The 25,702-nt window shown below is 41.7% G+C and carries 25 protein-coding genes; 1 reads left to right on the top strand and 24 read right to left on the bottom strand.

Annotated features, from left to right (window positions below):
• Nucleotides 1–13: 13 nt before the first annotated feature.
• From ACVPON_RS07665 to miaA, 22 genes are all read right to left on the bottom strand, one after another.
• On the bottom strand, nucleotides 14–1,225 hold the full coding sequence (locus ACVPON_RS07665) for an ABC transporter ATP-binding protein (RefSeq protein ID WP_462877833.1): 1,212 nt from the start codon (nucleotides 1,223–1,225) through the stop codon (nucleotides 14–16).
• Complete coding sequence (locus ACVPON_RS07660) at nucleotides 1,225–2,031, bottom strand: ABC transporter permease (RefSeq protein ID WP_462877831.1); 807 nt, start codon at nucleotides 2,029–2,031, stop codon at nucleotides 1,225–1,227. The genes ACVPON_RS07665 and ACVPON_RS07660 overlap by 1 nt, the downstream gene beginning before the upstream one ends.
• Nucleotides 2,028–2,963 (bottom strand): glycosyltransferase family 2 protein, encoded by a 936-nt coding sequence (locus tag ACVPON_RS07655; RefSeq protein WP_462877829.1) that lies wholly within the window; start codon nucleotides 2,961–2,963, stop codon nucleotides 2,028–2,030. Before ACVPON_RS07655 ends, ACVPON_RS07660 begins: the two co-directional genes overlap by 4 nt.
• Nucleotides 2,960–4,108 carry a beta 1-4 rhamnosyltransferase Cps2T gene (gene cps2T, locus ACVPON_RS07650; RefSeq protein WP_462877827.1) on the bottom strand — a complete coding sequence of 383 codons (1,149 nt, stop codon included), beginning with the start codon at nucleotides 4,106–4,108 and terminating at the stop codon, nucleotides 2,960–2,962. The genes ACVPON_RS07655 and cps2T overlap by 4 nt, the downstream gene beginning before the upstream one ends.
• A gap of 184 nt (nucleotides 4,109–4,292) precedes the next feature.
• The gene (locus tag ACVPON_RS07645; protein ID WP_462877825.1) at nucleotides 4,293–5,309 is read right to left on the bottom strand and encodes an LPXTG cell wall anchor domain-containing protein; all 1,017 of its coding nucleotides are present in this window, start codon (nucleotides 5,307–5,309) and stop codon (nucleotides 4,293–4,295) included.
• 19 nt (nucleotides 5,310–5,328) lie between these two features.
• On the bottom strand, nucleotides 5,329–6,177 hold the full coding sequence (gene rfbD / locus ACVPON_RS07640; protein ID WP_462877822.1) for a dTDP-4-dehydrorhamnose reductase: 849 nt from the start codon (nucleotides 6,175–6,177) through the stop codon (nucleotides 5,329–5,331).
• Between the two features lie 160 nt (nucleotides 6,178–6,337).
• On the bottom strand, nucleotides 6,338–7,384 hold the full coding sequence (gene rfbB / locus ACVPON_RS07635) for a dTDP-glucose 4,6-dehydratase (protein WP_462877820.1): 1,047 nt from the start codon (nucleotides 7,382–7,384) through the stop codon (nucleotides 6,338–6,340).
• 152 nt (nucleotides 7,385–7,536) lie between these two features.
• Nucleotides 7,537–8,025 carry a phosphoribosylanthranilate isomerase gene (locus tag ACVPON_RS07630; RefSeq protein WP_462877818.1) on the bottom strand — a complete coding sequence of 163 codons (489 nt, stop codon included), beginning with the start codon at nucleotides 8,023–8,025 and terminating at the stop codon, nucleotides 7,537–7,539.
• Nucleotide 8,026: 1 nt separating this feature from the next.
• The gene (locus ACVPON_RS07625) at nucleotides 8,027–8,620 is read right to left on the bottom strand and encodes a dTDP-4-dehydrorhamnose 3,5-epimerase family protein (protein ID WP_462877816.1); all 594 of its coding nucleotides are present in this window, start codon (nucleotides 8,618–8,620) and stop codon (nucleotides 8,027–8,029) included.
• Nucleotides 8,620–9,489, bottom strand: a complete 870-nt coding sequence (rfbA, locus tag ACVPON_RS07620; protein WP_462877815.1) for a glucose-1-phosphate thymidylyltransferase RfbA — start codon at nucleotides 9,487–9,489, stop codon at nucleotides 8,620–8,622. The genes ACVPON_RS07625 and rfbA overlap by 1 nt, the downstream gene beginning before the upstream one ends.
• 72 nt (nucleotides 9,490–9,561) lie before the next feature.
• Entirely contained in the window at nucleotides 9,562–10,356 is a 795-nt protein-coding gene (locus ACVPON_RS07615) for a Nif3-like dinuclear metal center hexameric protein (protein ID WP_462877813.1), read from the bottom strand.
• A complete protein-coding gene (locus ACVPON_RS07610) occupies nucleotides 10,343–11,029 on the bottom strand; it encodes a tRNA (adenine(22)-N(1))-methyltransferase (protein WP_462877810.1) in 687 nt (228 codons plus the stop codon). Before ACVPON_RS07610 ends, ACVPON_RS07615 begins: the two co-directional genes overlap by 14 nt.
• A 3-nt stretch (nucleotides 11,030–11,032) precedes the next feature.
• A complete protein-coding gene (locus tag ACVPON_RS07605; protein WP_462877808.1) occupies nucleotides 11,033–11,707 on the bottom strand; it encodes a DnaD domain-containing protein in 675 nt (224 codons plus the stop codon).
• A gap of 166 nt (nucleotides 11,708–11,873) precedes the next feature.
• A complete protein-coding gene (locus ACVPON_RS07600) occupies nucleotides 11,874–12,815 on the bottom strand; it encodes a homoserine O-succinyltransferase (RefSeq protein ID WP_462877805.1) in 942 nt (313 codons plus the stop codon).
• A gap of 89 nt (nucleotides 12,816–12,904) precedes the next feature.
• Nucleotides 12,905–13,417: an adenine phosphoribosyltransferase gene (locus ACVPON_RS07595; RefSeq protein WP_462877803.1), complete on the bottom strand. Its 513-nt coding sequence runs from the start codon at nucleotides 13,415–13,417 to the stop codon at nucleotides 12,905–12,907.
• 670 nt (nucleotides 13,418–14,087) lie between these two features.
• Nucleotides 14,088–16,307 (bottom strand): single-stranded-DNA-specific exonuclease RecJ, encoded by a 2,220-nt coding sequence (gene recJ / locus ACVPON_RS07590; RefSeq protein WP_462877801.1) that lies wholly within the window; start codon nucleotides 16,305–16,307, stop codon nucleotides 14,088–14,090.
• Between the two features lie 584 nt (nucleotides 16,308–16,891).
• Complete coding sequence (gene cls, locus ACVPON_RS07585; protein WP_462877798.1) at nucleotides 16,892–18,439, bottom strand: cardiolipin synthase; 1,548 nt, start codon at nucleotides 18,437–18,439, stop codon at nucleotides 16,892–16,894.
• A gap of 162 nt (nucleotides 18,440–18,601) precedes the next feature.
• On the bottom strand, nucleotides 18,602–19,357 hold the full coding sequence (locus ACVPON_RS07580) for an SDR family NAD(P)-dependent oxidoreductase (RefSeq protein WP_462877796.1): 756 nt from the start codon (nucleotides 19,355–19,357) through the stop codon (nucleotides 18,602–18,604).
• Nucleotides 19,354–20,283, bottom strand: coding sequence for a ribonuclease Z (rnz, locus tag ACVPON_RS07575; protein ID WP_462877794.1), 930 nt, complete (start codon nucleotides 20,281–20,283; stop codon nucleotides 19,354–19,356). Before rnz ends, ACVPON_RS07580 begins: the two co-directional genes overlap by 4 nt.
• A 10-nt stretch (nucleotides 20,284–20,293) precedes the next feature.
• Nucleotides 20,294–20,920, bottom strand: coding sequence for a cystathionine beta-lyase (locus tag ACVPON_RS07570; RefSeq protein ID WP_462877792.1), 627 nt, complete (start codon nucleotides 20,918–20,920; stop codon nucleotides 20,294–20,296).
• A complete protein-coding gene (hflX, locus tag ACVPON_RS07565; protein WP_462877790.1) occupies nucleotides 20,907–22,157 on the bottom strand; it encodes a GTPase HflX in 1,251 nt (416 codons plus the stop codon). Before hflX ends, ACVPON_RS07570 begins: the two co-directional genes overlap by 14 nt.
• Nucleotides 22,150–23,043: a tRNA (adenosine(37)-N6)-dimethylallyltransferase MiaA gene (miaA, locus tag ACVPON_RS07560; protein ID WP_462877788.1), complete on the bottom strand. Its 894-nt coding sequence runs from the start codon at nucleotides 23,041–23,043 to the stop codon at nucleotides 22,150–22,152. Before miaA ends, hflX begins: the two co-directional genes overlap by 8 nt.
• Before the next feature lie 68 nt (nucleotides 23,044–23,111).
• Between miaA and ACVPON_RS07555 the strand changes: the two genes are divergently transcribed.
• Nucleotides 23,112–23,282: a DUF3042 family protein gene (locus ACVPON_RS07555; RefSeq protein WP_075098970.1), complete on the top strand. Its 171-nt coding sequence runs from the start codon at nucleotides 23,112–23,114 to the stop codon at nucleotides 23,280–23,282.
• Between the two features lie 245 nt (nucleotides 23,283–23,527).
• On the opposite strand, the gene ACVPON_RS07550 is transcribed toward ACVPON_RS07555, so the two are convergent.
• Together ACVPON_RS07550 and ACVPON_RS07545 are read right to left on the bottom strand one after the other, a co-directional pair.
• A complete protein-coding gene (locus tag ACVPON_RS07550; RefSeq protein ID WP_462877785.1) occupies nucleotides 23,528–24,883 on the bottom strand; it encodes an ATP-binding protein in 1,356 nt (451 codons plus the stop codon).
• Nucleotides 24,880–25,536, bottom strand: coding sequence for a response regulator transcription factor (locus ACVPON_RS07545; RefSeq protein ID WP_462877783.1), 657 nt, complete (start codon nucleotides 25,534–25,536; stop codon nucleotides 24,880–24,882). Before ACVPON_RS07545 ends, ACVPON_RS07550 begins: the two co-directional genes overlap by 4 nt.
• Between the last annotated feature and the right edge of the window lie 166 nt (nucleotides 25,537–25,702).

Raw genomic sequence — 25,702 nt, 5'->3', positions numbered from 1 at the left:
AAATTAAACTCTCCTATTTTTCACACCACACTCCTTGAGCATTGAATTGCCCACTACGTGCAACATTTGATTCTAATATATTTATTTTAGGTGGGTTTCCTTCCATGGTAATATCCTCATAGCCAAGAAGTTCTCGAGCATCACTCCAAAATGACACATTGACTGAGTATTCACCTTTCATGAATTGTGAAGCAGGGATTTGGCATTCAGCTACGTACTCTCCCTCCTCCTTATTGAGAAGTTCCATATCTGCTATACTACCAATACCTGCAACTAGATTGTCTTCATAATCACGAAAAGAGGTCCCAATCGTAAATTTTGCCGGTTTATTTACTTTATACATCACTTCAACAACAATATCATCACTCAAATAAAAGTGTCTGGTTTCTTCTGTTTTATTTTTAGTGGTAATTGATTTTATTTCAATATCATTTTTGGATTTCTTGCTCTTATCGTCTACCTGACTACTCTCAGTTCGATGCTCAACATTTCGCAATGTATATTTTCCTGCCACTATATTGGGATCACCAATTATTGAGATTTCTCCATCGTCAATCATCATCGCCTTCGTACAAAAACGTTGAACAGAAGCCATATCATGAGTCACTAGAATAACTGTTTTCTTTCTCTTTTTCAAGTTTGCAAAATATTCAAAACACTTCCGTTGAAACGCTTCATCCCCAACAGCCAGAACTTCATCCAATACTAAAATATCTCCTTCTGCTTTTATCGCAATCGAAAAAGCAAGGCGAACCTGCATACCGCTCGAATAGTTCTTCAGTTTTTGATCCATGAATTCTTCCAGCTCAGAAAATGCGACAATATCATCATACATCGTATCAATTTCTACTCTAGTAAACCCCAGTAGAGCGCCATTCAGATAGACATTTTCTCGTCCGGTTAACTCTGGATTAAACCCAACTCCAAGTTCGATGAAAGGAACGAGCGTTCCATTGACAGTAACACTACCTTCTTCAGGAACATATATCTGAGAAATAATTTTCAAAAGTGTTGACTTCCCTGAACCATTACGGCCAACAATCCCAAAAAAGTCACCTTTTTCAACTTCAAAAGATATATCTTTTAATACATGATGTTCTTTATACCCTTTTATGCCTCTAAAATAATTCACCAAAGTCGTCCTTAGGCTATGAGTGGATTCTGTCGGCAATTTAAAACTCTTGCTTACAGCTTCCACCTTTAAGGCAATCTCTTTATTTGACATTATAGAATCTCCGCAAATTTCTTAGAATTCTTTTTAAAGATAGTATATCCAATAATAAAAATTACAATAGATAATACATAAGGCATGACAACCATCCATTTGTGTTCATAAATATCCCATGAAATAGTTGCTCCATCGTATACGATATAATGGCGAAGATCTTGGATGACCTGCGCAAGAGGATTCATCATCATGATTTTTGCTATCTCTAGATGACCACGTTGAATAATATAGGTAATAGAGTAGATAATCGGTGTCGAATACATCCCTGCTTGTAGCACAACCTCCCAGATTGGCCCCATATCACGATATTTTACAAATAAACTAGACAAGATAAAAGCAAGCCCAGCGGTCAGCACAACCAACTCTAGAAATGCAGGAATGAGAATCAATATCCCAAAGTCTAGCTGCACTCCATTGATAACTGCAAACAACATTACAACTGCAAGATTAATACCATAATTTATCGCAGCACCAACAATTGAAGAAATCACAATAATTTCCTTAGGAAAACTAATCTTGCGTAATAGGTCGCCACGTGCTGCAATTGAAAGCATCCCCATATTTGTAGCCTCTGCAAAGAAGTTCCAAGTTACCATCCCAAGAAGTAAACTCACTGCATAATGGGGGGTACCATCATCAAATTTCAAAAATCTGACAAAAACTAAATACATAATTGTAAACATCATAAATGGTTTTAAAATCGACCACAAGTGCCCAATCAAGGACCCTTGGTAACGCAGTTTAAAATCCGTCTTTACCATTTCTCTCAAGAGAATCTGGTTTTCTTTAGTTAACAAATTCATAACGATTCCTTATAAGCAAATTTTGTCACGATAAGTATTGTAAATACAAATGTATGAAAAGTTTTGTTTTTTTTCAAGCCGTATTTTTTCAGTGTTTGATAGCGTTCGAACATCGGCTTATCCATAATGGTCACAAAGGCTTCAATCAATTCCCGATTTGACTGAGAAAGAGGCATTTTCAACAAATGACTAGCTTGTTGCTGGCTCTTTTTGATCAAATCCCAGTAAGCCCTAAATAAACGATGAGGACGAAACCATTTTTTCAAGCGTTTTGATAGAGTTCTAGCTCCTAGAACATTATCCGAATGTTGCCGATAGAGCTCCCCAGGCTGGTCAATAAAACTCAATTTCCCAAAGGCTGACGCCAGCAAGGCCAGGTACCAATCGTGCATCAAAATCCCTTCTGTTTCTTGCCACATCTTCGCCAAACAATGATTAATCATTGACACACCACCAGTTACTGTATTTTCAGTTAACTCTTGAACCAACTCAGTATTTGCATGGTGCGATTGCGAACGAATCATACTCTCCGTCATAATCTCTAAGTCTTGACTAACCACTTTTAAATCCATATAGATCATCAAGGGCAAGTCAACTGGATATGTTTGAGCTCTTTTCAAACTCACTTCCAGTTTATTGGGCAACCAGACATCATCCTGGTCACTGAAAAAATAATAATCTGCAACATCATAATGGACCAATCTATGGAAACTTTTAATCACACCAAGATTGTCATTTGTATCAGCGTCAATAAACTGAATCCGACTATCCTGTCTTACAAACTCTCTAATTATCTCTCTAGTCTGGTCACTCGAACCATCATCACGGATAAGGAGCGTCCAATCTCTATAAGTCTGTTCTTGAATAGAACAAATTTGCTCAGACAAAAACCGCTGACCATTATAGGTCGACATGAGTATGTTTACTTTCATTGTAAAAATAATTCCTCGTACTCTTGGATAATTTTCTCCCATGTATAGGCTTCTTGCATATGCTTCTTGGTGATTTTTCCCAATTCCACTGCTTCAGCTTGTCCGTCTATTTGGTTAATCAATTGAGCTAGGTTTCCAGCTTCCTTACTCCAATAATGTACTCCATCTAAAGCAACTTTGCGATTAAAGTCAACACCTAAAACCAAATTTTCATTGGTTTGGGCAAGAGCTTCTAGAAGACTGGGATTGGTTCCTCCTACTTCATGTCCATGAATATAAGCACGACATTCCTGGCGCAGATACTTCAATAATTCCTGCTGATAAACTGTTCCCACAAAGAGCACCCGCTCATCGGTATCAAATCTGGTCTGCGCTCTTAAGGTTTCAAAGTAGTTCGAATCTTCATGGTTACAGATAATGACCAACTTCTTGGTCGTCTGTGATGCCATAAATTCTCGAATGATTGTCGCATAGTTATTCTCTGGAACAAAACGCCCCACAACTAGATAATAACCTTTTTCCTCCAGCTGAAAATCTTTAAAAAATGCACCTACTTCTGGACTTTCCTTGGTCAAACCTGTTGGCAGCAAGTCCGTACCGTAGGCAATAAACCTTGTCCTAGTAGCAGAGTAGGCTGCTCGGAGATAGTCTTCAATGCCTTCATTATCTGCAATCATCAAATCGGCATATTTAGTCATCATTTTTTCAGAAAATTTTAGGTATTTCTGTATAGGTTTAGACCACTTGCTCCGTTTCCACTCAAGACCATCGGGATTGACAAAAAGGCTACCTCCGACCGCATGAATCTGATGAGCAAAAGGCGCAATAAAGGCCCCAATCGTATTTCCTAAAATATAGAAAATCGGCTTGTCTATCTGTTCTTTTTTTACAAGGAATAAGGCATAGCGGATGGCCATCATGTCGTAAGCAATAACGCGCGCAGACCCTAGCTTAGGAGGATTGATGGTAAAGCAATCTGCTCCTTGATAATCCGTATGTGTATGGTGTGCCTGGTCTGACAGGCAGGCTACATGATACTTTAGATTCCTACTAACTTGGCGACTGACCAATTGCTCAACAAAGGTCTCAAAACCACCATACTTGGCTGGTAGTCCACGACTACCGATGATAAAAACATGTCTCATAATGTTCCAAACTCTAAAATATGTTATCAGATAATTATACCATATTTACAGGTGAAACACATAGAAAAAGTGAGGGATTCTACAATCCACAGATGAAAAACTGCATCCGATATGGCTTTTCATCGAATGCAGTTTCAATCTTTATCTAAGGATTAAGCTATGAATAATGGATACAGCTCCCCTATTACTTTCTAGCTGTTTTTCTCTTAGAGATTAGAAGAATGCCTACACTAGCCACTAAAAATCCTAAAACAGTCTCTAATAAACCGTGATTGCTAGAAGTTTTTGGTAAAATCTTGACCTGGTTACCAGTAGTATTGTTCTCAGGTGGATTGGTTTCTCCTGTCCCTCCTGACTGATTATTTGAATCAGTTCCCGAACCTTCTTGACCATCTGAATCTGTAGGTACAGTCCCAGACCCACCCGTCCCCTCTGCTACTCCAGGTTTAGGGGTCAATTGGTGAGTTAACTCCTCAATGCGCTGATCAATCCACGTGAAGTCAAAAGGAAATTCTGGTCTAGAAGCCGTAGCAAAGGCTTGACCATATACAGTAACTTGACCTTTTACAGCCTCTAGGTCCGTCGTTTCTTTAAGGAACAGCTCCGTTAATTTTTCTTCTTCTTTTGTAGCTAAGTCAGCATACATCGCTTGAGATTGCCTATGCTTGGCTTGTGCCTCTAGCATCAGTTCTCGCGTGTACTTCCAGATAGCCAACTCCACCTCAGGTGCTAGATCTTCCTCATCTTCTTCCGCTTCATATTTGGCAACAATATCTTTTGCTTCCTGAATACCGTAACCACCAACTACAACTTGTGTCTCCAATAGATAGTGATAATGTCTGGAGATACTGTTAATAAAAGTTTGTTGGATGTCCTTTAATACTATCAACTGCTCTGGTGTTAAGGTCTTCTCTATGTCCGCAATTTCTTCTTCCCAAGCCTTAGTAGCTATTTCGGGAGCAGTAGCCAACATTTCTTTGAGTACAGTTTCATAAAACTCCTGCATCTCCACGCGTAACTTAGCATGGATATATTCTTCAATCCCTGATTTTTCTTCTGCCGTTAACTCATAGGTCTTGATTTGAGCTGTTTCTGCTGCCACAGGTACAGTCGCTAAGACTGGAAGAGTAGCCCCTCCCAGAAGGCCAAGAACGATCCCTGCTTGGAACAAGGTTTTCATTAACTGATTTTTCTTTTTCATTTTCTCTTTCTCCTGTAGATTATTTTCCTTGCTGATAAAATGCCTCTAAGGCTTCCTGCCAGGTCGGAATATGGAAACCTGTCGCTTTCGCTTTTTCTAAATTTAAGGTCGAGTTGAACGGACGCTTCGCTTTAGCTGGGAATTGGCTGGAATCGACTGGCACTACCTTGGTATCGGTATCCTTTAAAATCTCCCTTGCAAAGTCGAACCAAGTCGTATCTTCTGTTGCGTCATTTGATAAATGGTAGTAGCCAAATGCTTGCTTGGTATCTACCAGATGAATCATAAACTCTGCTAGCGTACGGGTCCAAGTTGGACGGCCATGCTGGTCATTGACAACGGTCAATGTATCACGGGTCTGGGCAAGGTTTTGCATGGTAAAGACAAAGTTCTTCCCATAATTTCCAAATACCCAAGCAGTACGTACTGTGTAGAACTTATCAGCATATTGCTCAACCACTTCTTCACCCAAGCGTTTGGTGCGACCATATTCAGATTGCGGATCTGGCTGATCATCTACCTGCCATTCTTGACCGACTGGTAAGTCCCCATTAAAGACATAGTCTGTTGAAATATAAACCAAGATTGCACCGTATTGGGCAGCAGCCTTCGCAATATTTTCAGAACCAACTACATTGATAGCATAGTTCAGCTCTTTTCCTTCGTCTTCTGCCATATCTACTGCCGTATAGGCTGCACAATGGTAGACCACACTTGGTTTCACTTCTTCAAAAAAGGCTGCTACTTTTTCAGCATTGGTAATATCCATCTCTGCCACATCTGCTGCAACATAGTCAACACCACGTTCATCTAAGAGATGACGTAGCTCCGTCCCTAATTGTCCATTACTTCCTGTAATTAAAATCATCATTGGCTCCTTGTTTATTTTTATTTTTCTTCCTCTTATTAAGAGTGTGCCATTAGGAGAGATACCATTCTACTCAATCTACAAACAGGTTGAGACGATAAAAATCAGAATCGACAAACAGCCCTTATCATTTCAAAAGATAGTGATAGGGCTTAGTACTTTATTTAATCACCTTTTGGGTCTTGGCATAGTTGGCTTCAACGGCTTCTTTTTCAGCCTGCCACCAGTCTGCATTATCTGTATACCATTTGATCGTATCTTCTAGACCTGCTTCAAAGTTGGTAAATTCTGGTTTCCAACCCAGTTCGTCACGAAGTTTGCTTGCGTCAATGGCATAGCGCAAATCATGACCTGCACGGTCTGTCACATGGTCGTAGGCATCAGCCGGTTGCCCCATTTTTTCTAAGATTAGCTCTAAGACTTCCTTGTTGTTTTTCTCACCATCTGCACCGATTAGGTAGGTTTCTCCAATTTGTCCTTTGGTCAAGATCGCCCAAACTCCAGATGAATGGTCATTGGTGTGAATCCAATCACGAACATTTTTACCCTCACCATATAATTTAGGCTTGATCCCGCTTAAAATATTGGTAATTTGACGTGGAATAAATTTTTCAATATGTTGGTAGGGACCATAGTTGTTTGAACAGTTTGAAATCGTCGCCTTGACACCAAAGGATCTCACCCAGGCTTTTACAATCAAGTCAGAAGCTGCCTTGGTTGAAGAATAAGGGGAGCTTGGATTGTACTTAGTCTCAGCAGTGAATTTTTCACCTGGACCTTCTCCATGCCCCGGTAAGTCTTCGCGAAGTGGAAGATCCCCGTAAACCTCATCTGTTGAAACATGATGGAAGCGAATATCGTACTTACGAGCCGCTTCTAAAAGGGTATAGGTTCCGATAAAGTTAGTATGGATAAAGGGACTTGGGTCTTTTAGCGAGTTGTCATTGTGACTTTCAGCTGCATAGTGAACAATGGCATCTGCCTTTGCAGCCAGTTTATCCACCAATTCAGCATCGGCAATATCTCCGACAACTAGCTCTACACGCTCTCCAAGAATCTCTACAAGATTCGCACGGTTTCCAGCATATGTTAACTTATCCAAAACAGTCACATGAACATCTGGATGATGGTTATAGACGTAGTGTACAAAGTTTGAGCCGATAAAGCCTGCTCCACCTGTAACAATGATATTTTTAAATTCAGACATGATTTCTCCAAAAAATTTTTTTCTTTTTTTGATGTTCATCTCAAACGGTGCGGGCAGCAGCAGATTCCTATCAGATTTCCGAAACTAGTACAGTATCCCCCACTAGCTCTTCCACCGTAATCTCAAACATCTATTAGGCACACTTCACTCGCCTATTTTTCTAGTATTTGTTTTAAATAATCTATTTTTGCAAAATCTTTTTGATTATTCTTCTCTGCTCGATAGCTATCTTTTGAGGAGGCTTGATAGATATTGAGGTATTGCTCAAGCGTGGGAAGGTAAAATGACACGCCTTCCCACACCTCAACCTGTAAATCTTCTAAAGGAACACCTGCAAATTTAGGTAGAGAGTTTATACCCCCAAATGCAACCGAAAGCCCCTCTTTTTGAAATTCATGCTCATGGCGATCAACTAAATGATACCCCAACTTTTCCATGATTTGGTTCAGAAGATCAAATTGATAAATACGACCTTCATCAGGAGCTTCCCAACCACGAGGATCGCTAGGTACATGAATATCAATATCTTGAGGGTTCCAAGTCTCTCCCGTGCGGATTTCCAAGCCAAGGCTTCCCATCAAAAGTGGGGTAATCCCAATTTTATTCAGCTGCTCTGCTATCTCCAAAAACTTACTAAACATTTTACAAATCTTCTTTTCTCAATGGTTTGACATCTTTTAGCAACGGATGATTCTTATCTGCTTCAGACACTTCTGCTGCTACAAGATTTTCCCACCTGATCCCCAAACTTGGATCTGCATAGTTGACAAAGGCATACTTTGGTTTTAACTCCAATGCCCAGTAGTCATTGACTAAATAGCTGTAGGCAACAGTATCAGATAAGACTTGAAAACCATTTGCCACACCTCGCGGTACAAAGATTCCCTTACTAGCATCAATCTCTGTTTGATAGACATTCCCAAAAGTCTCTCCCTCACGCAAGTCAACCCAGGCACCGAGCACTTTACCACCATCTGCAACCGAAATGTACTTGTCCCAAGGCTCTGCATGTAAACCACGTAAGACATGCTTCCGGGAAAAGCTGACATTGTTTTGCAATTTTCCCTCTGCAAAAAAACGCTTAGGAAAACCTAAAGGAAGCATTTTTTCCTTTTGAAAATTCTCTTTAAACCAGCCACGATTGTCACCATGAACAGGAATGTCAAATTCCAACATGCCAGGAATAGCATCAATCTTTCGAGCTGCTAAGGTTTTGCCAAAAAAATTCTCTGTCATTAAGCTTCTCCAATCAGACGGAGCAAGTATTGTCCGTATTCATTTTTCTTCAAGGGCTGAGCCAGTTCATAAACCTGCTCTTTGCTAATATAGCCCATGCGGTAAGCAATCTCTTCCAGATTTGCTACTTGAACATTTTGCAAGCGTTGTACCGTTTCGATATACTGAGCCGCTTCCAATAAGCTCTCATGGGTACCTGTGTCAAGCCAGGCAAAGCCTCGTCCCATAAGCTCCACAGACAAGTCTCCACGCTCCAAATAGGCCTTGTTGACATCTGTGATTTCTAGCTCTCCACGAGGAGATGGTTTGATATTTTTAGCAATCTCTACTACGTCGTTATCATAGAAATAAAGCCCGGTTACAGCAAAGTTTGATTTCGGTCTTTCCGGTTTTTCTTCGATAGAAATAGCATTCATATCTGCGTCAAATTCGACAACACCGAAACGTTCCGGATCTTTTACTTGATATCCAAAAACCGTTGCTCCTTTTTCCTTGTTAGCTGCACGTTGGAGCATCTTCGTCAAGCCATTTCCATGGTAAATATTGTCCCCAAGAACAAGGGCTACTGAATCATCACCAATAAATTCTTCCCCAATGATAAAAGCCTGCGCAAGACCATCTGGGCTGGGTTGCACTGCATAAGAAAGTGAAATACCAAGCTCCGACCCATCCCCTAACATTTCTTCAAAACGTGGCAAATCTGTCGGTGTTGAGATGATTAAAATATCCTTGATACCAGCCAACATGAGAGTTGATAGGGGATAGTAAACCATCGGTTTATCGTAAATAGGCATCAATTGTTTCGATGCTGCACGGGTTAAGGGATACAAACGTGTCCCAGAGCCCCCTGCAAGAATAATACCTTTCATAATTGCAAAAGCCTTTCAAACGTATTTGCTTTATTCTACCATTTTTCAGTAAGAATGTCACCTCTTGCTAGATTAGAGATGACGAAATGGATTGGTAGATACCGTTGATGCCTCAATCGTTAGATTCCAGTTCTCTTTGACTGCCCATTCTTTTAATTTTTGAACGATTTTCTCCACAAATAGTACTTCAATGTGATGGCCTGGATCAATTGCTAATAGACCCTGGGTAAGCATTTCCTGAGCAGTATGATAATAAATATCACCTGTAATGTAGACATCAGCCCCTTTTTCAAGTGCATCCTTGTAGAAACTACCCCCACTTCCTCCACAAATGGCAACGCGCTCAACATATTGCTGGGCCGGATGACCATACGTTACGAGACGGACAGCATCTAAGCCAAAGGTCTGCTTGATCTTGAGAGCCAATTCTTCTAGGGTCTGTTCTTTCACTCTTCCAACTCGACCCAGACCCTGACCTGCCTGTGTCTCATAAAGATAGGTTGTGTCTTTAATATCTAAAAGTTCACAAAACCAATCATTCAAGCCTCCCTCTACGACATCAATATCAGTATGGCTAACATAGACCGCAATATCATGCTTGATTAAGTCTAGATAGATTTTTGTCTGTGCATCATCTGCTACTAAGTGGTGAATCGGACGGAAAATCGGGGCATGCTTCACAATCATCAAATCAACCTGCTTGTCGATCGCTTCAGCAACCGTTGTTTCACGGATATCAAGTGCCACCATCACTTTTTGAATATCCTTATTTAAAGTACCAATCTGAAGCCCTGATACATCGTCTGCCATAGCTAGATTTGGGGGACAAAAGCTCTGGTAGCGTTCAATGACTTTACTTGCTAACATTTAATACCTCCTTGATATGGTTTATTTTTTCCTCCATGCGGGTACGTTCTACCTTATGTTCGTTAGGAATTTGAGCCAGTGCATACTGCAATTTATCTGCCTCTAGCTCCCATTTTTTCCGGAAAACAAGAGAAACTTCCTGTAACAAATAGGGACCAAAGCGCCTTTCTAGCGCTGTAAGTTTTTGAGCACCTGGTTCTGCTACTAAAATCTCATAGAATTTTCCATGTTCTTCGACCATACTTTCTGCAACTAGCTTAAAACCATGCTCTTCTAACCATGCTCGCACATCATCTTCTCGGTTATTTGGCTGTAGGATGAGGCGCTCAATCTGTGGGAGCTTCTCTTTCCCCGCCTCTAAGATATCTGCTATCAAGCGTCCACCCATACCAGCAATGGTAATGGTAGTTATTCTGTCTTCCTCCTCAAAGGCAGCAAGACCATTAGCTAGACGAACTTCAATTTGGTCTTTGTAATGAGAGGCTTCTACATTTTGTAGGGCTGACTGGTAGGGACCTTGGACGACTTCCCCCGCGATGGCATGGCCAATCACGCCCTTTTCTACCAAAAAAAGAGGGAGATAAGCATGATCACTCCCTACATCTACCAAACGAGCATCTTGAGGCACAAATTGAGCCACTCTTTCCAAACGTTTTGAAATTTTTTGATTCATCTTCTACTCTTTCCAATAATCCATGGCTTCTAAGAAATCTGCTGATACAGAGATATTTTGAGGTTGCTGCTCTCTCTCAAGTCGCTTTGCTTCTACTTGTGCAACCGTCGTAATCCCCTCACGGCGCCAATTCCTCAAAATAGCTTGGATGTACTTCCAATTCGTCTTATTATTAAAGACAGCTTCACGTAAGGCTTCTCGCACTAGTTCTGGCGCAGTTCGATCATCATGCAAGGTCTTTTCTAGGTCTTCAATTTCAAGCGGAGACAATAAGCGACCCAACTCTACCTCAAAATCTGAAACCAGTTGCTTCAAGTCATAGCGAGGCACCTGAGGCTCTTGTACAGAAATGTCAGCCTCTAAGAGCTCCTCTAGTTTTTGCAAAGCAGGCGAAGCATCAAAAATCATCTCAATTTCCCCAGATAAATTGATGGTCTTAAAATCAAGCAAACCCGCTTCTTGCAACTGCTCAATCGAACGATTGATTTCAGAAATAGCCTTTCCGCAGGCCTGAGCAATCTGGCTAGATGCCACCCCTTCAATACCACTAGTATTTTGATAAAAGAAAAATTGCCAGACAACATAATCATCTGCTGAGGGAAATAAGTCCTTAAAATGAAAGAGTAAATCTGGTGGTAGAACCAGATACCCCTTTTGGAATTGCTGTAAATAATTCATAGTTCCTCTTTATATAGTCTTTTGATTTTCATCTGATACTAGATAGGTATCGCAGGCAGGCTTCATAATCTTGGAGTAGCAAAAGAATAGCGCATCAACTATAGATGTTCTTTGAATAGAAGATGAGGCTAGACGAATTGCGACCTAATAACGAGAAGCTGAATGGCTATAAACCTGCCGACAAGGCTGAGGACTCAACCATTTTCCAGTCATACGGCGTCTCTTGATAGACAGCATAATTTATCCAGTTCGTAAAGAATTGTGCCGCTGGCAAATTCCATGATAAGGCTGGACGAGCTGTCGGGTCATCTCCCTTAAAATAATGCTCCGGAAGAGCAGGATTTAATCCGGCAAGACTGTCGCGTTCATACTCTTTCGCAAGAGTGTATCGGTCGTATTCCAAATGTCCAAAACTGTAGACCTCACGAAGATCGCTACTTGCGACAATAGATAAACCAACCTCCGCTCCCTGCGCCAACACATGAAGCTTTTCCAATCGCTCAATCTCTACTGCCTTTACATCGGTATGGCGTGAATGAGGGGCACGAAATTCATCATCAAAGCCTCTCATCAAAGGATTGCAATCATCAATCACTTTCTGACAATAGACACCAGACAACTTCCGAGGCAAGCTATGCTTCTTTATCCCATAGCGAGCATAAAGCCCTGCTTGTGCTCCCCAACAGATATGGAGGGTCGAATAAACATGGCTTTCCGCCCAGTTAAAAACTGCAAGCAACTCCTCCCAGTAATCCACTTCTTCAAAGGCTAGATTTTCCACAGGCGCACCCGTCACAATCAGACCATCAAAATAACGATTTTTAACTTCTTCAAGAGTATGGTAAAAGGTTTCCATATGCGCAGTTTGGGTTGTCTTGGAACGGTGACTAGCCATGTATAGAAAATCAACCTCTAATTGTAAGGGTGTATTAGCCAAGAGACGCAATAACTGGGTCTCAGTCACTATCTTTTGTGGCATGAGATTTAAAATCAAAATATGCAAGGGGCGAATATCCTGATGACTGGCACGGTCATGATCCATGACAAAGATATTCTCTGCTTTTAGTTGCTCAATGGCAGGTAAGGATTTTTCTAACTTAATCGGCATCGCTCACTCCTCCTTTATTCCATTATATAACAGGAGGGTATACCTTTCAATTAGAAGAAAAATAGGATTTCTTATAGTTTAAAACTATATCAGTAGTGCATTAACACTTTATAGTCATAATCGCCAATCGCTTCGCGTCCCTTCAAATCATCTAACTCAATTAGGAAGGCACAACCTGCAACAATACCACCTAGACGTTCGATCATTTCAATGGTTGCCTTAACTGTACCACCTGTTGCCAACAAATCATCGACAATCAACACACGCTGACCCGGCTTAATGGCATCTGAGTGCATGGTTAGGGTATCGACACCATATTCTTTTTCATAGTCTGCTGAAATGACTTCACGAGGCAATTTTCCTGGCTTACGAACAGGAGCAAAACCAATTCCAAGCTCAAAGGCAACCGGACAGCCTACGATAAAACCACGTGCCTCAGGACCTACAATCATATCAATTTTCTTATCTGTCGCATATTGGACAATCTCACGAATCGCATAACTATAGGCATTTCCGTTCGCCATTAAAGGACTGATATCACGAAAGGTGATTCCTTCTTGCGGATAGTTTTCAATCGAAGCAATATAATCTTTTAAATTCATTGTATTCTCACTTTTTATTGTTAATCTCTTTTATAGATACTCTTAAAACCTGCATTCACAGCTTTCGACTTCCATTCAAGATTAGATTTTCCTTATTCATCATTTATGTCATCTTTGAACTTTCCTCTGGGATTCCTTCAAAAATTCCCTTGCTGACTGAAAAATAAAATCTTAAATCCAAGTGCTTTACTTGTACAGACAGACTTTTAAAAATCAAGGTTTGATAAGATGCCAAAGCTAACAGTGAAACAGAGTTCAACAAAGCAAGGCAAGAAAGATAGACCCTGACCTTTAAGGAGCATTACTCTTTATTATACCATGTTTTTCCCTATTTGGGAGATTTAAAAAGTTGAAAAACAACTAGTCTAGAGCTAGCTATCTCTCAACTTCTTCCTTATCAAGGTTAACTACACCTATATATAGTAAGTTATGTCGGATGGTTCTCACATTCCAAGATATACTGGCACATTCCATAACGGTCAACTTGTCTAACACCCTGCAAGGCTAGGCATCTTGCTTACGGATGACGACGAACGTCCCACCCCCTTTAGAAAAGCTCTCATGGCTAACTGCTCTCCCTCTGCCCCTTACTTTGGGGCATCTCCATTCCTATTTTTAGAAGCAGTCCCATTTTTATGGAGAGCTACCAAAATACAAATCTGTTTTACCCTTATTTCTCCATAAGGTAGTCATACATTTCCTGAACCGTTCCAAGTGCCATTAGTTCTTGCTCTGCCACTTGCTTTTTTAGTTGTTGATAAATAGCACTCTCACTAATCTCACGTTTTTCCGCTTCCTTATGGACCCTCATCACACCATCTGTAATGGTGACAAAGTCTAATTCTTGGAAGATCTGGATCATCTTAATCAAGAGGGGCGCCTTGATTTTGAGATAGCTTGCCAGCTCTTTTAATTTGTAACGCACATCAAATTCCTTAAACTGCAAAATAGTCTTGTAAAGACGCGCAAATTGCTCTCTGCTACCATAACCGTCCAAATAATAGGGAGTGGCAATCTCATTTTTAAAATAAATAGCCCGAAAATCATGCCGTTGTAGCAAGTCTTTCAAGACCTGCAAATCATCTGGCACCGTCGCAATCCCGAGCGCTTGCCAGCCTGTCACATCTGGTACCTCTTTTCGAGCATCAATCACCAGGACATCTGCGGGGAAAGTCGCTTTTTTACTGCGCAAGTTGTAAAGTTGAACCCCTTCAACCCGCAAATCGACTAACATCAGCTGCAAGGTTGTCTGTCCATTCCATTGATTGAGAGATAAACGAACAGCTAATTCCAAGTGCTTGCTCTGGGAAATTTCAAGTGCCAAATCCCCCATTCCAAAGGCAACCACATCAAAGCTAGCCTGCCCTTTTTTGATACGAAATTTAAGATGTGCATTTTGCTGTCCCATGGTTCGGGCTGACTCAACCTGAAAATCCTTGATATAAAAGATTGGTTTTGCATGATCCATACCATAAGGAGCCAAACTCTCAAATGATTTTAAGGTATCAAGGGTCAACCCTTCCAAATCCAATTCTTCATCTAACTGCAGGTCTCCTTTGCTGACTTGATCCAAGCCCTTGTCCAAGATATAAGTAGAAAGAGTATCTGATAGGCTACCGAGCTTATCTACTTCTAAGGTCATTCCCGCAGCACCTGCATGTCCACCAAAGGCAAGAAATAAGTCCTGATGATCTTTTAAGGCTTCAAAAATATCAATTGAGGCAACCGATCGTGCTGACCCTTTAGCCCTCCCTTCATCAATCGATAAGACAATAACTGGTTGTTGCAATTCCTCTAGCAAGCGCCCTGCGACAATCCCTAAGACGCCCGGATTCCATCCCTCCTTAGCCAAAACCTGAACAGGCTTGTCCTTATCAATCATCAGCTTTGCTTCATCATAAATGGCTTGAACAATCTCTTTGCGTTCGGTATTTTTACCATCAATCATTTGCGCAATAGTCTGGGCTTCTTCCTCATCAAATCCTGTCAGTAACTCAATAGCTGGATTCGGATCATCAAGGCGACCCAAAGCATTCAAGCGTGGCGCTAATTGAAAACCGACGGTTTCTTCTGTCAGACTTTCTGGGCGAATCTCAGCTAAGGCCATCAGCTCCTGCAACCCCAGTCGCTCTGTCTGCTTGAGTAAGGACAGACCATATTTGACCAAGACCCTATTTTCTCCCGTCAGACTGACCATATCTGCAATGGTACCGATTGCTACCAAATCAAGCCATTCTGGTTGCACCATTTCCAACAAAGCACATGCCAACTTAAATGCCACACCACAACCCGCCAGATGGGCAAATGGGTAGTGTCCATCTGGGTGCTCCGGATGAATAATCGTATAGGCATTTGGCAAGATTTCTGGTAGGGAATGGTGGTCTGTCACGATGACATCAATCCCGACACTCTGGGCATAATCAATCGCTTCATGCCCTGCCACACCATTGTCTACTGTGACAATCAAGGACACTCCTTGCTGTTCAATAAAATATTGGTAGACTGACTGATTTGGTCCATATCCATCTGTAAAGCGATTGGGTAGATAGACCAAACATTCCGCACCTAATTCCTCCAAAGCTTCTTTAACAATGGAGGCGGATGTCATTCCATCGGCATCATAGTCGCCATAAACGAGAATCCGCTCTTCCTCCTCAATGGCTCGACGAATCCGCTCTACTGCCTCCCTCATTCCATGCAGCAAATAGGGATCATGCAAATCCTCTAAACTAGGATGCAAAAATTTCCTAAGGGCTTCTTCTGACTGAATCCCTCGCGTATAAAGTAAATTGGCTGCCGCCAAATCTAGCCCCTCTTTTTTAGCTATTTTCGCAAACTTTTCATCAGAAATCGTTGGAACCAAGGTCCACTCATAAGTTGATTGTAACACTATTATTCTCCTTATATCCTTTTGAACATACACAGTTTACTTGATGTCAGAAGAATACTTACTAATTAAACATTTCTTTATCGTTTTCTAGTATACATTTGTCATTGAAGACTTTCTAGACTCTGTGCGAAAAAACCGTAACAAAAATGGATTAAAATACAGTGTATTAGCGGTAGCTAGCTGGCTATTCCCTGCATTTCATTGGTGACTAACCTAGCGTTCTTCGCAAGGAAGTTGCAAGCAACTTCTGCTCGGCCACCTATTTTTACTTGGCTCGCTTTACGGCTTTTGTATCTTGATTTAACTGAACTCGAGCTACAACTCACTGTCAATAAAACTAATCCAGTGGATTAGTTTTACCCGAGCTGAGAAACTGGAAAGCGAGGACCAATCTCATCGGTTGTAAGACAACCTGCTTCGATTGTCTATTTTTTCTAGGAGTTGTTTTACGCTCTCGTATCTTATTCAATTGAACTCGAGCTAAGCACTGTGTGAAAAAGATAAATCCTCCTAGAAGCTGACGCTTCTTCGTCGTATTTCCTATTTTCACTTTGTGCTTTTAACGCTCTCGTATCTTCATTACCCTACAAGAGTGGGGCAATAATCTTCATCAGAGCACCACCAAATCGCTTATACCAAGGATAGGTCCGTACGAAGTTCATCAATGTAATCTGCTCAGATTGAGCAAAAGAGTCTTCAAAATCCCTATGAATATCCGCTAAAACCTGATGGTGTTTATAGATATAGAGCCCACATTCAAAATTAAGGTAAAAACTACGAAAATCCATGTTCACTGTACCAACAGTCGCTTTTTTATCATCAACAAGCACAACCTTTGAATGGACAAAACCTGGTGTGTATTCATAAATCTCAATACCAGCCTCTAGATAGGTTGGAAAATCTGTTCGTGCTGCTAGGTAGGCTGACTGCTTATCATAAATATGTGGTAGCAAAATACGGACCATTACGCCTCGCTTAGCTGCGTAGGTCAAATTATCCAACATCTCATCATCCAAGACCAGATAGGGGGTCATGATATAAATGTACTTGGTCGCCGACTGAATCATGTCAAGACAGACACGCTTGGCCACCTCATCTCCATCAAAGGGGCTTTCACCATAAGGCAGGAAAAACCCTTCCGAATCAATGATTGATTTTTCTTGATCATGGTGATCTTTTAAATATTTCAAATCGTCATTTTGCGCTTTTTCATTGAAATTCCACATCTGCAAGAACATGAGAGTAAAATTGGCAACTGCTTCTCCCTTGACCATAATGGCTGCATCTTTCCAATAGCCGAAGCGCTCTTTACGGTTGATGTATTCATCGGCAATATTGACCCCACCTGTAAAGGCTACTTTCCCGTCAATTACCGCAATCTTTCGATGATCTCGATTATTTTGTACGGTTGATAAAACAGGGATAATCTGAGAAAAGACCTTGGTCTTGATGCCGTATGTTCTTAGGGTTTTATAATAATTATAGGGCAAGAGGGTTAGGGAATTCGTCCCATCGTACATAAAGCGTACCTCCACTCCCTGCGCCGCTTTTTCTTTCAAGATCTCTAAGATAGAATCCCACATATAGCCAAAGTCAACAATAAAATATTCCATAAAAATGTAGGTCTCTGCCTTGCGTAGTTCATCCAACAGGGCTTCAAACTTTGCCTCCCCAGATGAAAAATAGGTTGCGTCCGTATTAGAGTGCAGAGCATAGCCGACATACTGGTTCATATAGTGTGCCAGTTTTAACTGGTCCTTATCCTGCTCTGCCAAGGCATTTAGAACCTTATGGGAAGTCTGTCCATATTGCCGTAAAAGCAAACTTTGCCGTTTGAACGTCTTCCGATAGCGCCTCGTTTCAATATTAGACTGCAAAATAAAGTAAAAGAGAGCTCCAAAAATCGGAATCCCGATGATAAAAATAATCCAGGTCAGTTTAAAGCTGGCGTTCATCGGTCGGTTAATCACCGAAATGGCTACTAAAATCGAAAAAAACTGTAAAACAGAGAGGAGAGCAGGTGCCAGCACTGTTGCTGAGCTGACCGTCCACAAGATCGCCCCAACCGTCACTGCAAGCAGTAAGAGAACGATAAAGGTACGACTATATATTATGCGCCATAGTTTTTTCATCCCTATCCTTCCTTTCGTTTCGTATTACTAAAGGCACAGCACCCAAGGAAAAAGGAGGGCTGTACTATTCATTTTATTCTATGCTTATTTCGCCTGCCAATCAAAGGGAGAGCAGGTATTCTATAAGGCAAGCTGACAAGACCATACTATTACATGAAACCACTATTTGTAGTTAAAAACGGTACGGGCAAGAAAATCCGCAAGGTGTGGGAATAGGGCATAACATTTATGGGCAAATGCTAAGCTCCAAGGCAAGTTGAGCTCTCTTTTCTTAGTACCCATCGTTCTAACAATCTTACGAGCCACCGTATCGGGTTGCAACAAGAAAGCTTTAACAGATTTCAAATAAGCACCATCCGGATCAGCCTCTTCAAAGAAACCCGTTGCAATAGGACCTGGATTAACCGTAGTCACCACGACATTTGAAGTCGCCAGCTCCAGACGCAGGGCATTCGAAAAGCCGATAGCCGCAAATTTTGTCGCTGAATAAACCGAAGACTTGCTAGAAGCCATTAAACCAGCCATGCTGACGATGTTGATAATCTGACCTTTTTGCCTTTTTTTCATCTGCTCTCCCACCAAGCGAGACAGGGTCATGAGGGCAAAGGTATTGATCTCAAACATAGCCCGCACCTCTTGGCTAGAAAAATCCGTAAAGTCCGCAAACGAACCATAGCCTGCATTATTGACCAAAATATCTATGGCACCAAAACGCTCCTCCAGCTGTCCCAACAGCTCTATCAAGGCTTTTTCGTCTCGAATATCAGTATCTAAGACCAATTTATTGGCATGGCTAGCATAAAGGCGCATCATCTTTTCCTTATCGCGCCCCAGTAGGATTAGGAAATCATCTACCAAAAGTGGTACCATGGCTTGAACCAAGCCCCCCGAAGCCCCTGTTATCAAAATCTTCCTCACACTTCAACCTCCTCTAAATCTTTGACAATGTGAACCTGTTCAAAAATACTGCTTGCCTCTTTTCGAAGCTGGCTGATATCCTTGGATAAAAAACGTGGGCTGATGTGATTCAGTAGCAGGCGCTTTGCTCCCGCATCTTTTGCAACCATTGCCGCCTCCATATTGGTCGAATGCCCATGCTTGCGAGCAAGCCTCTCATCGCCCTTTCCATAAGTCGCCTCATGGACAAGCACATCTGCATTGACCCCAAGGCGCACACTGGCATGGCACTTACGTGTATCCCCTAAAATCGTCACAATTTTCCCAGGGCGAGGTGGCGAAACATAGTCACTCGCGATAATCTCTGTTCCATCCTCCAAGACCACATTTTCACCATTTTTGATTCGTCCAAATAAGGGACCAAAGGGTAGGCCTGCTGCCTTCAGTGCCTCTGCATCAAGTCTCCCTTCCAACTCTTTTTGCATGATACGATAGCCGACACAAGGTATCGTATGGTCTAGCTTATCTGCAAATACTGTGAATTTGTCTGTCTCAAGCACCTTATTTACTTGCTCTACCTCAAACTCATGAAAATGAATCCGATAGGGGAGACGAGACCCAGACACCTTTAGGCTGGTCAAGACAAACTGGCGAATGCCTATCGGTCCATAAATATCAATATCTGTCTGCTCTTCATTGCCCTGAAATGAGCGGCTAGATAAAAAGCCTGGCAGACCAAAGATGTGGTCTCCATGTAGATGGGTAATAAAAATCTTACTCACCTTGCGGGGACGAATACTCGTTTCTAAAATGCGATTCTGCGTCCCTTCTCCACAATCGAATAACCATACTTCGTTGATTTCATCTAATAATTTCAATGCCAAACTTGAGACATTGCGTGATTTGGAGGGTTGACCCGCTCCTGTTCCTAAAAATTGAATATACATATACTTCTTTCTATCGTTGAATATAGATAAGAGCCGTCCGTCCTGACCAAGCATAGTAGGCTTGCCCTTGATAATGGCTCGCAACCTCTATCACCTCTTCTTGGTTCAAGCCTGAAATCCGCACCCAATCCACACTTTCAGCAAGATCCGTTAAAAGAGAATCACTTTCAACTGCCACAAGGCTTTCCTCATCTATTGAAAAGGGCTGCATCCAGATCTTTCTCTCCTCAATCCAGACCTTATAATGAGGAAATACTTGAGCAATCTCAAAGAGAAGAGCAGGCGTTATGACCTCTTCTTTCTCTGCAAAAACACGCGCCACTTCTTTCTCACCTTGATAGGCAAAGCCAAAGGATTTCCCTGATAAATTCAAGCGGACAAAGGGCTTTTCTTCTGCGAAAGAAGGCTGGTTAAGAAACAGATTGAGCTGCTTAGACAAATCCAGATAGTAGTCTGTCGCAGCCTGTGGACTGCTCTTTTGATACAATTCCGCAAAATAGGCATTGATGACAGAGGGGGGTGGCGTGATAAAAGCCAGTTTTTGACTATCCGTCAAGTCTTGCAATTGCCGTGTCAGATAAACTCTATCGAGACTGGTAAAGCCACCATATTTTAAGGCTAGGTCAATATAGTCCATTTTCAAATTCCTCTAATTTCCACTTGTGCTCCTTAGCGATATACCCCTTGATCACTTCTAGATCTTCCTCATAGAAGCGCTTATCAATCAAGGATATGCGACCAAGATCATGAATTTTATAGCTATCTTTTAAGGGAAGTCGAAGCTCAAAAGGCTCAAACAGGGTTTTAATCTTCGCCAAGAGCATTATCTGGATATGAGATTTGGCATGCTCATCTTTAGCAGATAGCATGACATGTGGAAATTGGCTCGGTGTAAAGCGATCATCTGTCTTATCTAACTTATTATAAAGGGCTAGGCGGGGAATGTCCAGCATCTCCAATTCTTGTAAGATGTCCAAGACGACTTCTTCCTGCTCTGCATGATTGGGATCCGAAGCATCAATAACATGGAGCAACAAGTCAACATTCATAGACTCTTCTAGAGTAGATTTAAAGGCTGAAATAAGCTCTGTCGGTAAATCTTGGATAAAGCCAACTGTGTCCGTTATCGTCACTTGAAACGTATCTGATAGCTGAACCTGCTTAGTCGTCGCATCCAAGGTCGCAAACAACTCATCTGCTTCATACTGGTGCTTATCAGTTAGGGCATTCATAATAGTGGACTTTCCTGCATTGGTGTAGCCGATGAGTCCGACTTTAAAAATACTGGACTTTAGCCTACGTTCTCGTACCGTTGCTCGATTTTTCTCCACGACCTTGAGTTGGCGTTCAATGTCCGCTATTTGGTTGCGAATACTCCGGCGGTTGAGCTCTAGCTGGCTTTCACCCGGTCCACGAGAGCCAATCCCACCAGCCTGACGACTGAGCATAGTTCCTTGTCCAATCAAGCGTGGCAGCATATATTTTAACTGTGCCAGATGCACCTGCAACTTCCCCTCATGGCTTCGGGCTCGCAGAGCAAAAATATCCAAAATCAACTGCATCCGGTCAATCACCTTGACCCCTAAGATTTCTTCTAAATTCACATTCTGGCGCGGTGTCAAACGATTGTTCACAACGACCGTATCAATCTTGTCTGCTTCAACCATCCGTTTGATTTCCTCTAATTTACCAGAACCTACAAAGGTCTTGCTATCATACTTTTCACGTTTCTGAGTATAACAACCTTGAACCTTTGCACCAGCTGTCTTAGCAAGGCTAGCCAGCTCTTCCATCGACATAGCAAAGTTCTCCGTCTGCTGCAATTCTACCCCAATTAGCAAGACACGTTCTTCTTCTTTTCTCGTTTCAATCATGTTTTTCCTCTAAAAATTCCCCTACTCGCTGGTAGATTTTATCTCTCACTCCTACTTCAGATACCCTGTCAAATACCACCTGCATACGGTTGCGGAACCAAGTCAACTGGCGTTTCGCAAAACGCCGGGTATTTTGTTTGACTTTGTTGACAGCTTCTTCAAGACTTATCTGCCCAGCAAAATAAGGAAAAAATTCCTTGTAGCCGATTCCCAAGCTCGCTTGGGCTGTCGGATACGTTTCATAGAGCCAGTTAGCTTCTGCAAGCAAACCTACTTCTAACATCTGGTCCACCCGCTGGTTAATTCGTTCATATAAGACGGAGCGCTCATCTGATAGACCAATCACCAAGGCTTGGTAGGCTGGTTCTTGATTTTCCAACTCTTGACCAAAATGTGCCAGTTCCAACTGTCTTATGGCTCGTCTCCGGTTGATCTGAGGAATCTCAATCCCTAGCTCTGCTATTTTCCCAAAGAGCATTTCATCTGACAAGTGATCTAACTCCTTACGGTAGGCGAGAATCTCTCCATGTGCCACCTGACCGCCCAGATGATAGCCCTCAAGCAGACTTTGAATATAGAGCCCTGTACCACCCACAATAATCGGTAGCTTTCCTCTATCTACTATCTCTTCAATCCGCCTACCTGCTTCTGCCACAAAATCAAAAGCGGAGTAACCTTCGGTCACATCACGTACATCAATCAAATGGTGGGGAACAAGATCTTGCTCTTCCTTCGTCACCTTAGCCGTTCCAATATCTAATTGCCGATAAACCTGCTGGCTGTCGCCACTAATAATCTCACCCTCGTATTTCCTAGCAAGATCAATTCCCAGATCCGTTTTCCCTACCGCAGTTGGCCCTACTACTACTATTATCTTCGTTTTCATCTTTTCCCTTGAAAATTTTTTGTTTTTTCGCTACAATCTATTATAACACAAGTAAAGGAGAAACAACTATGGCTAAAGGTTTTGGAAAAGGTTTCTTGACAGGAGTTGCTAGCACAGTTGCTCTTGCCGCAGGTGCGATTTTTACGATTCATAAGACAATCATCGAACCTGAAGAAAAGAAAGAAGCATTCATTGAAGAAAATCGTAAGAAAGCAGCCCGTCGTCGCGTCGCACATTAAAAAAATACCCCAGTGGGGTATTTTTTCACGAGCTAGGAAATGAGAAAGCGAGTTATACCCCAGTGGGGTATTTTTTATGTGCTTAGAAATTGAAGCCTGGTCTTTCCCAATAGGGAGTTTTTTCATGTAATGCTCCCTTTCCAAATTAAGCTGTGAGGAGGGTGAGAGCTAAACAAAATATGCAACATCCGTTCCGTACACCAAATAGCCTATTTCTCCCAGTCCCAAACACTTGGACATCACTGCTAAAAGAAAATGGTGAAGCGCATCCACCTATCCTCAATGGCTTCAAATCGATAGGTGAGTTGGTGCCTGTCTAAAATTTGTTGAACAATGAAAAGTCCTAAACCAGTACCTCCGTCCTTACGGCTACGGCTATAATCTGGTCGATAAAATGGTTGGAAAATCTGGTCGACCTGCTCTGGGCTCAAGATTTTTTCAGCCTCATTTTCAATGATGAGCTGATTGCCTTCTAATCGAAGAACAATTTCTCCGCCTGCCCGTGTATAATGAAAGGCATTGTCTAGGATATTTTTTACCGCCTTGAGCAAGTGAACCTGGTTCCCTTCAACCTCTAAGGGTTCTAATTGAGCTGAAAAGCGGTAGCCCTGTACTTCAGCTAAGGTCTGGTAAAATTCGACCTGCCCCATCAATTCATCTGACAAGAAGAAGGCTTGATTCATGTTTTCTATAACCTGTAGCTCTAATTTAGACATGGCTAAAATGGATTGAACCAATTGTGACTGCTGCTCCAAAATATCTCTACATTTTTTTAGGTACTTCTCCTTGTCTTTAAACTCACCGATGCCATAAATCATCCCATCTACGATTCCCATCATTCCTGTAATAGGTGTTTTTAATTCATGAGAAGTCATCCTCAAAAACTCTGCCTTACTCCGTTCACTTTTTGCTACCTTCTCATTTTCAAGGCGGAGTGCCTCCATGTTGCGTAACAAGCTATCATAAAGGGTATTGACATCTTGGGCAAGCTCTGCAATTTCATCGTGCCCTTCTACCTGACATAGCACATTCGGCAAAAGGCTAACCATTTTTCGTGTGGTCTCAGAAATCTGTTTCAGTCGCTTAGTCGAAATCCGACTGTAAATATAGGATAAGGCAGTTCCTAAACAGAGGAAGAAGATAAGAAAATAGGGTGACAAGTGAAGCAAGACCTGGGTGGCGTCAGAAATAGGTTGCAGGGAATACTCTCCCTCGAGCTTATAGTTGGTCCCTTCCTTATCTAAGATAGTCTCTTTCAACTTCTCAGGCTCCATATCCTGCGCTAAAAAGATACTCACCTCTAATCGTACATCTGAATTTAATTCCTCTATTTTGGGGTAATAAAGAGTCCCTTCCTCGTCTGACAAGCTAAACCACATTCGACCATTTTTTTCGTCAAAATGTTCCAAAAGCTCTCCTATCTCAGCTAGCGACTTTCCTTGAAGACTGCTTGATACATAGTTAAATTCCTGTTTTATCTCTCTCATTTTGACAAATTGATAATACATTGGCATGACAAAATAGAGGGTTGTCAATAAAGCGGTGACCACAAAAAAAATCAAACCACTGGTCCAAAGGAAATGTCTTTTTGCAATTTTCACTTTGATTCTCTCCCTAGCTGGTAGCCCATTCCTGTAATCGTAACTAAGGGAATCCCTGGTATTTTCTTGCGTATATTTTTGATATGATTATCCAAGACACGTGTATCAAGCTCGCTATAGCCCCAAATCACATCCATTAGCTGCTCACGGGTCACCAGATGGTATTTCCGTTTAGCAAGAGTCTCAAGCAACTCATACTCCGTTTTGGTCGGTGACATTTTTTCACCCTTCCAGTAAACCGTTCGATCTTCTAAAGATACCCGCAATTCATCTACTACGATCTCAGAATAAGTAACAGAACGACGCAAGATATTTTCAATCCGCTTGATAAGAATAAGCGGAGAAAATGGCTTGGTTACATAATCACTAATCAAGTGGTTAAAACTAACTAACTGAGTGTATTCGTCATCCAAGGCAGTCAACATTATGACCGGAACCTGAGAATTGGCTCGAATTTCTTTTAGGACATCTAGACCACTGACAGTTGGAAGCATGATATCCAAAATGATGAGATCAAAGTTCTCTTGCGTAAAGCACTCTAAGGCTTCTCCCCCGTCCATCACAGATGTTACTTGGTAATCATGTTCTTTTAAAAATTCACAAATCACTTGATTGATGGTCACATCGTCTTCAACCACTAAAATCTTATGCATTGTCTTCTCCTCTCTTGCTATCTCTTTTTATATTCTTCTTTATTATACCACTAGTTTGAGAGAAGTTTCTTTTAATGACTTAAAAAACAGATAAAGCACAGATAAGATACCGCTCCTATAATCATTTCTTCTGATGTATCTCCAAAGATAAGAAATCCTCTTCCCT

Source organism: Streptococcus sp. 1F3, assembly GCF_054968985.1.
Note: the sequence above shows the minus strand (reverse complement) of the source record. Positions and strands in the feature narration are given on the sequence as shown.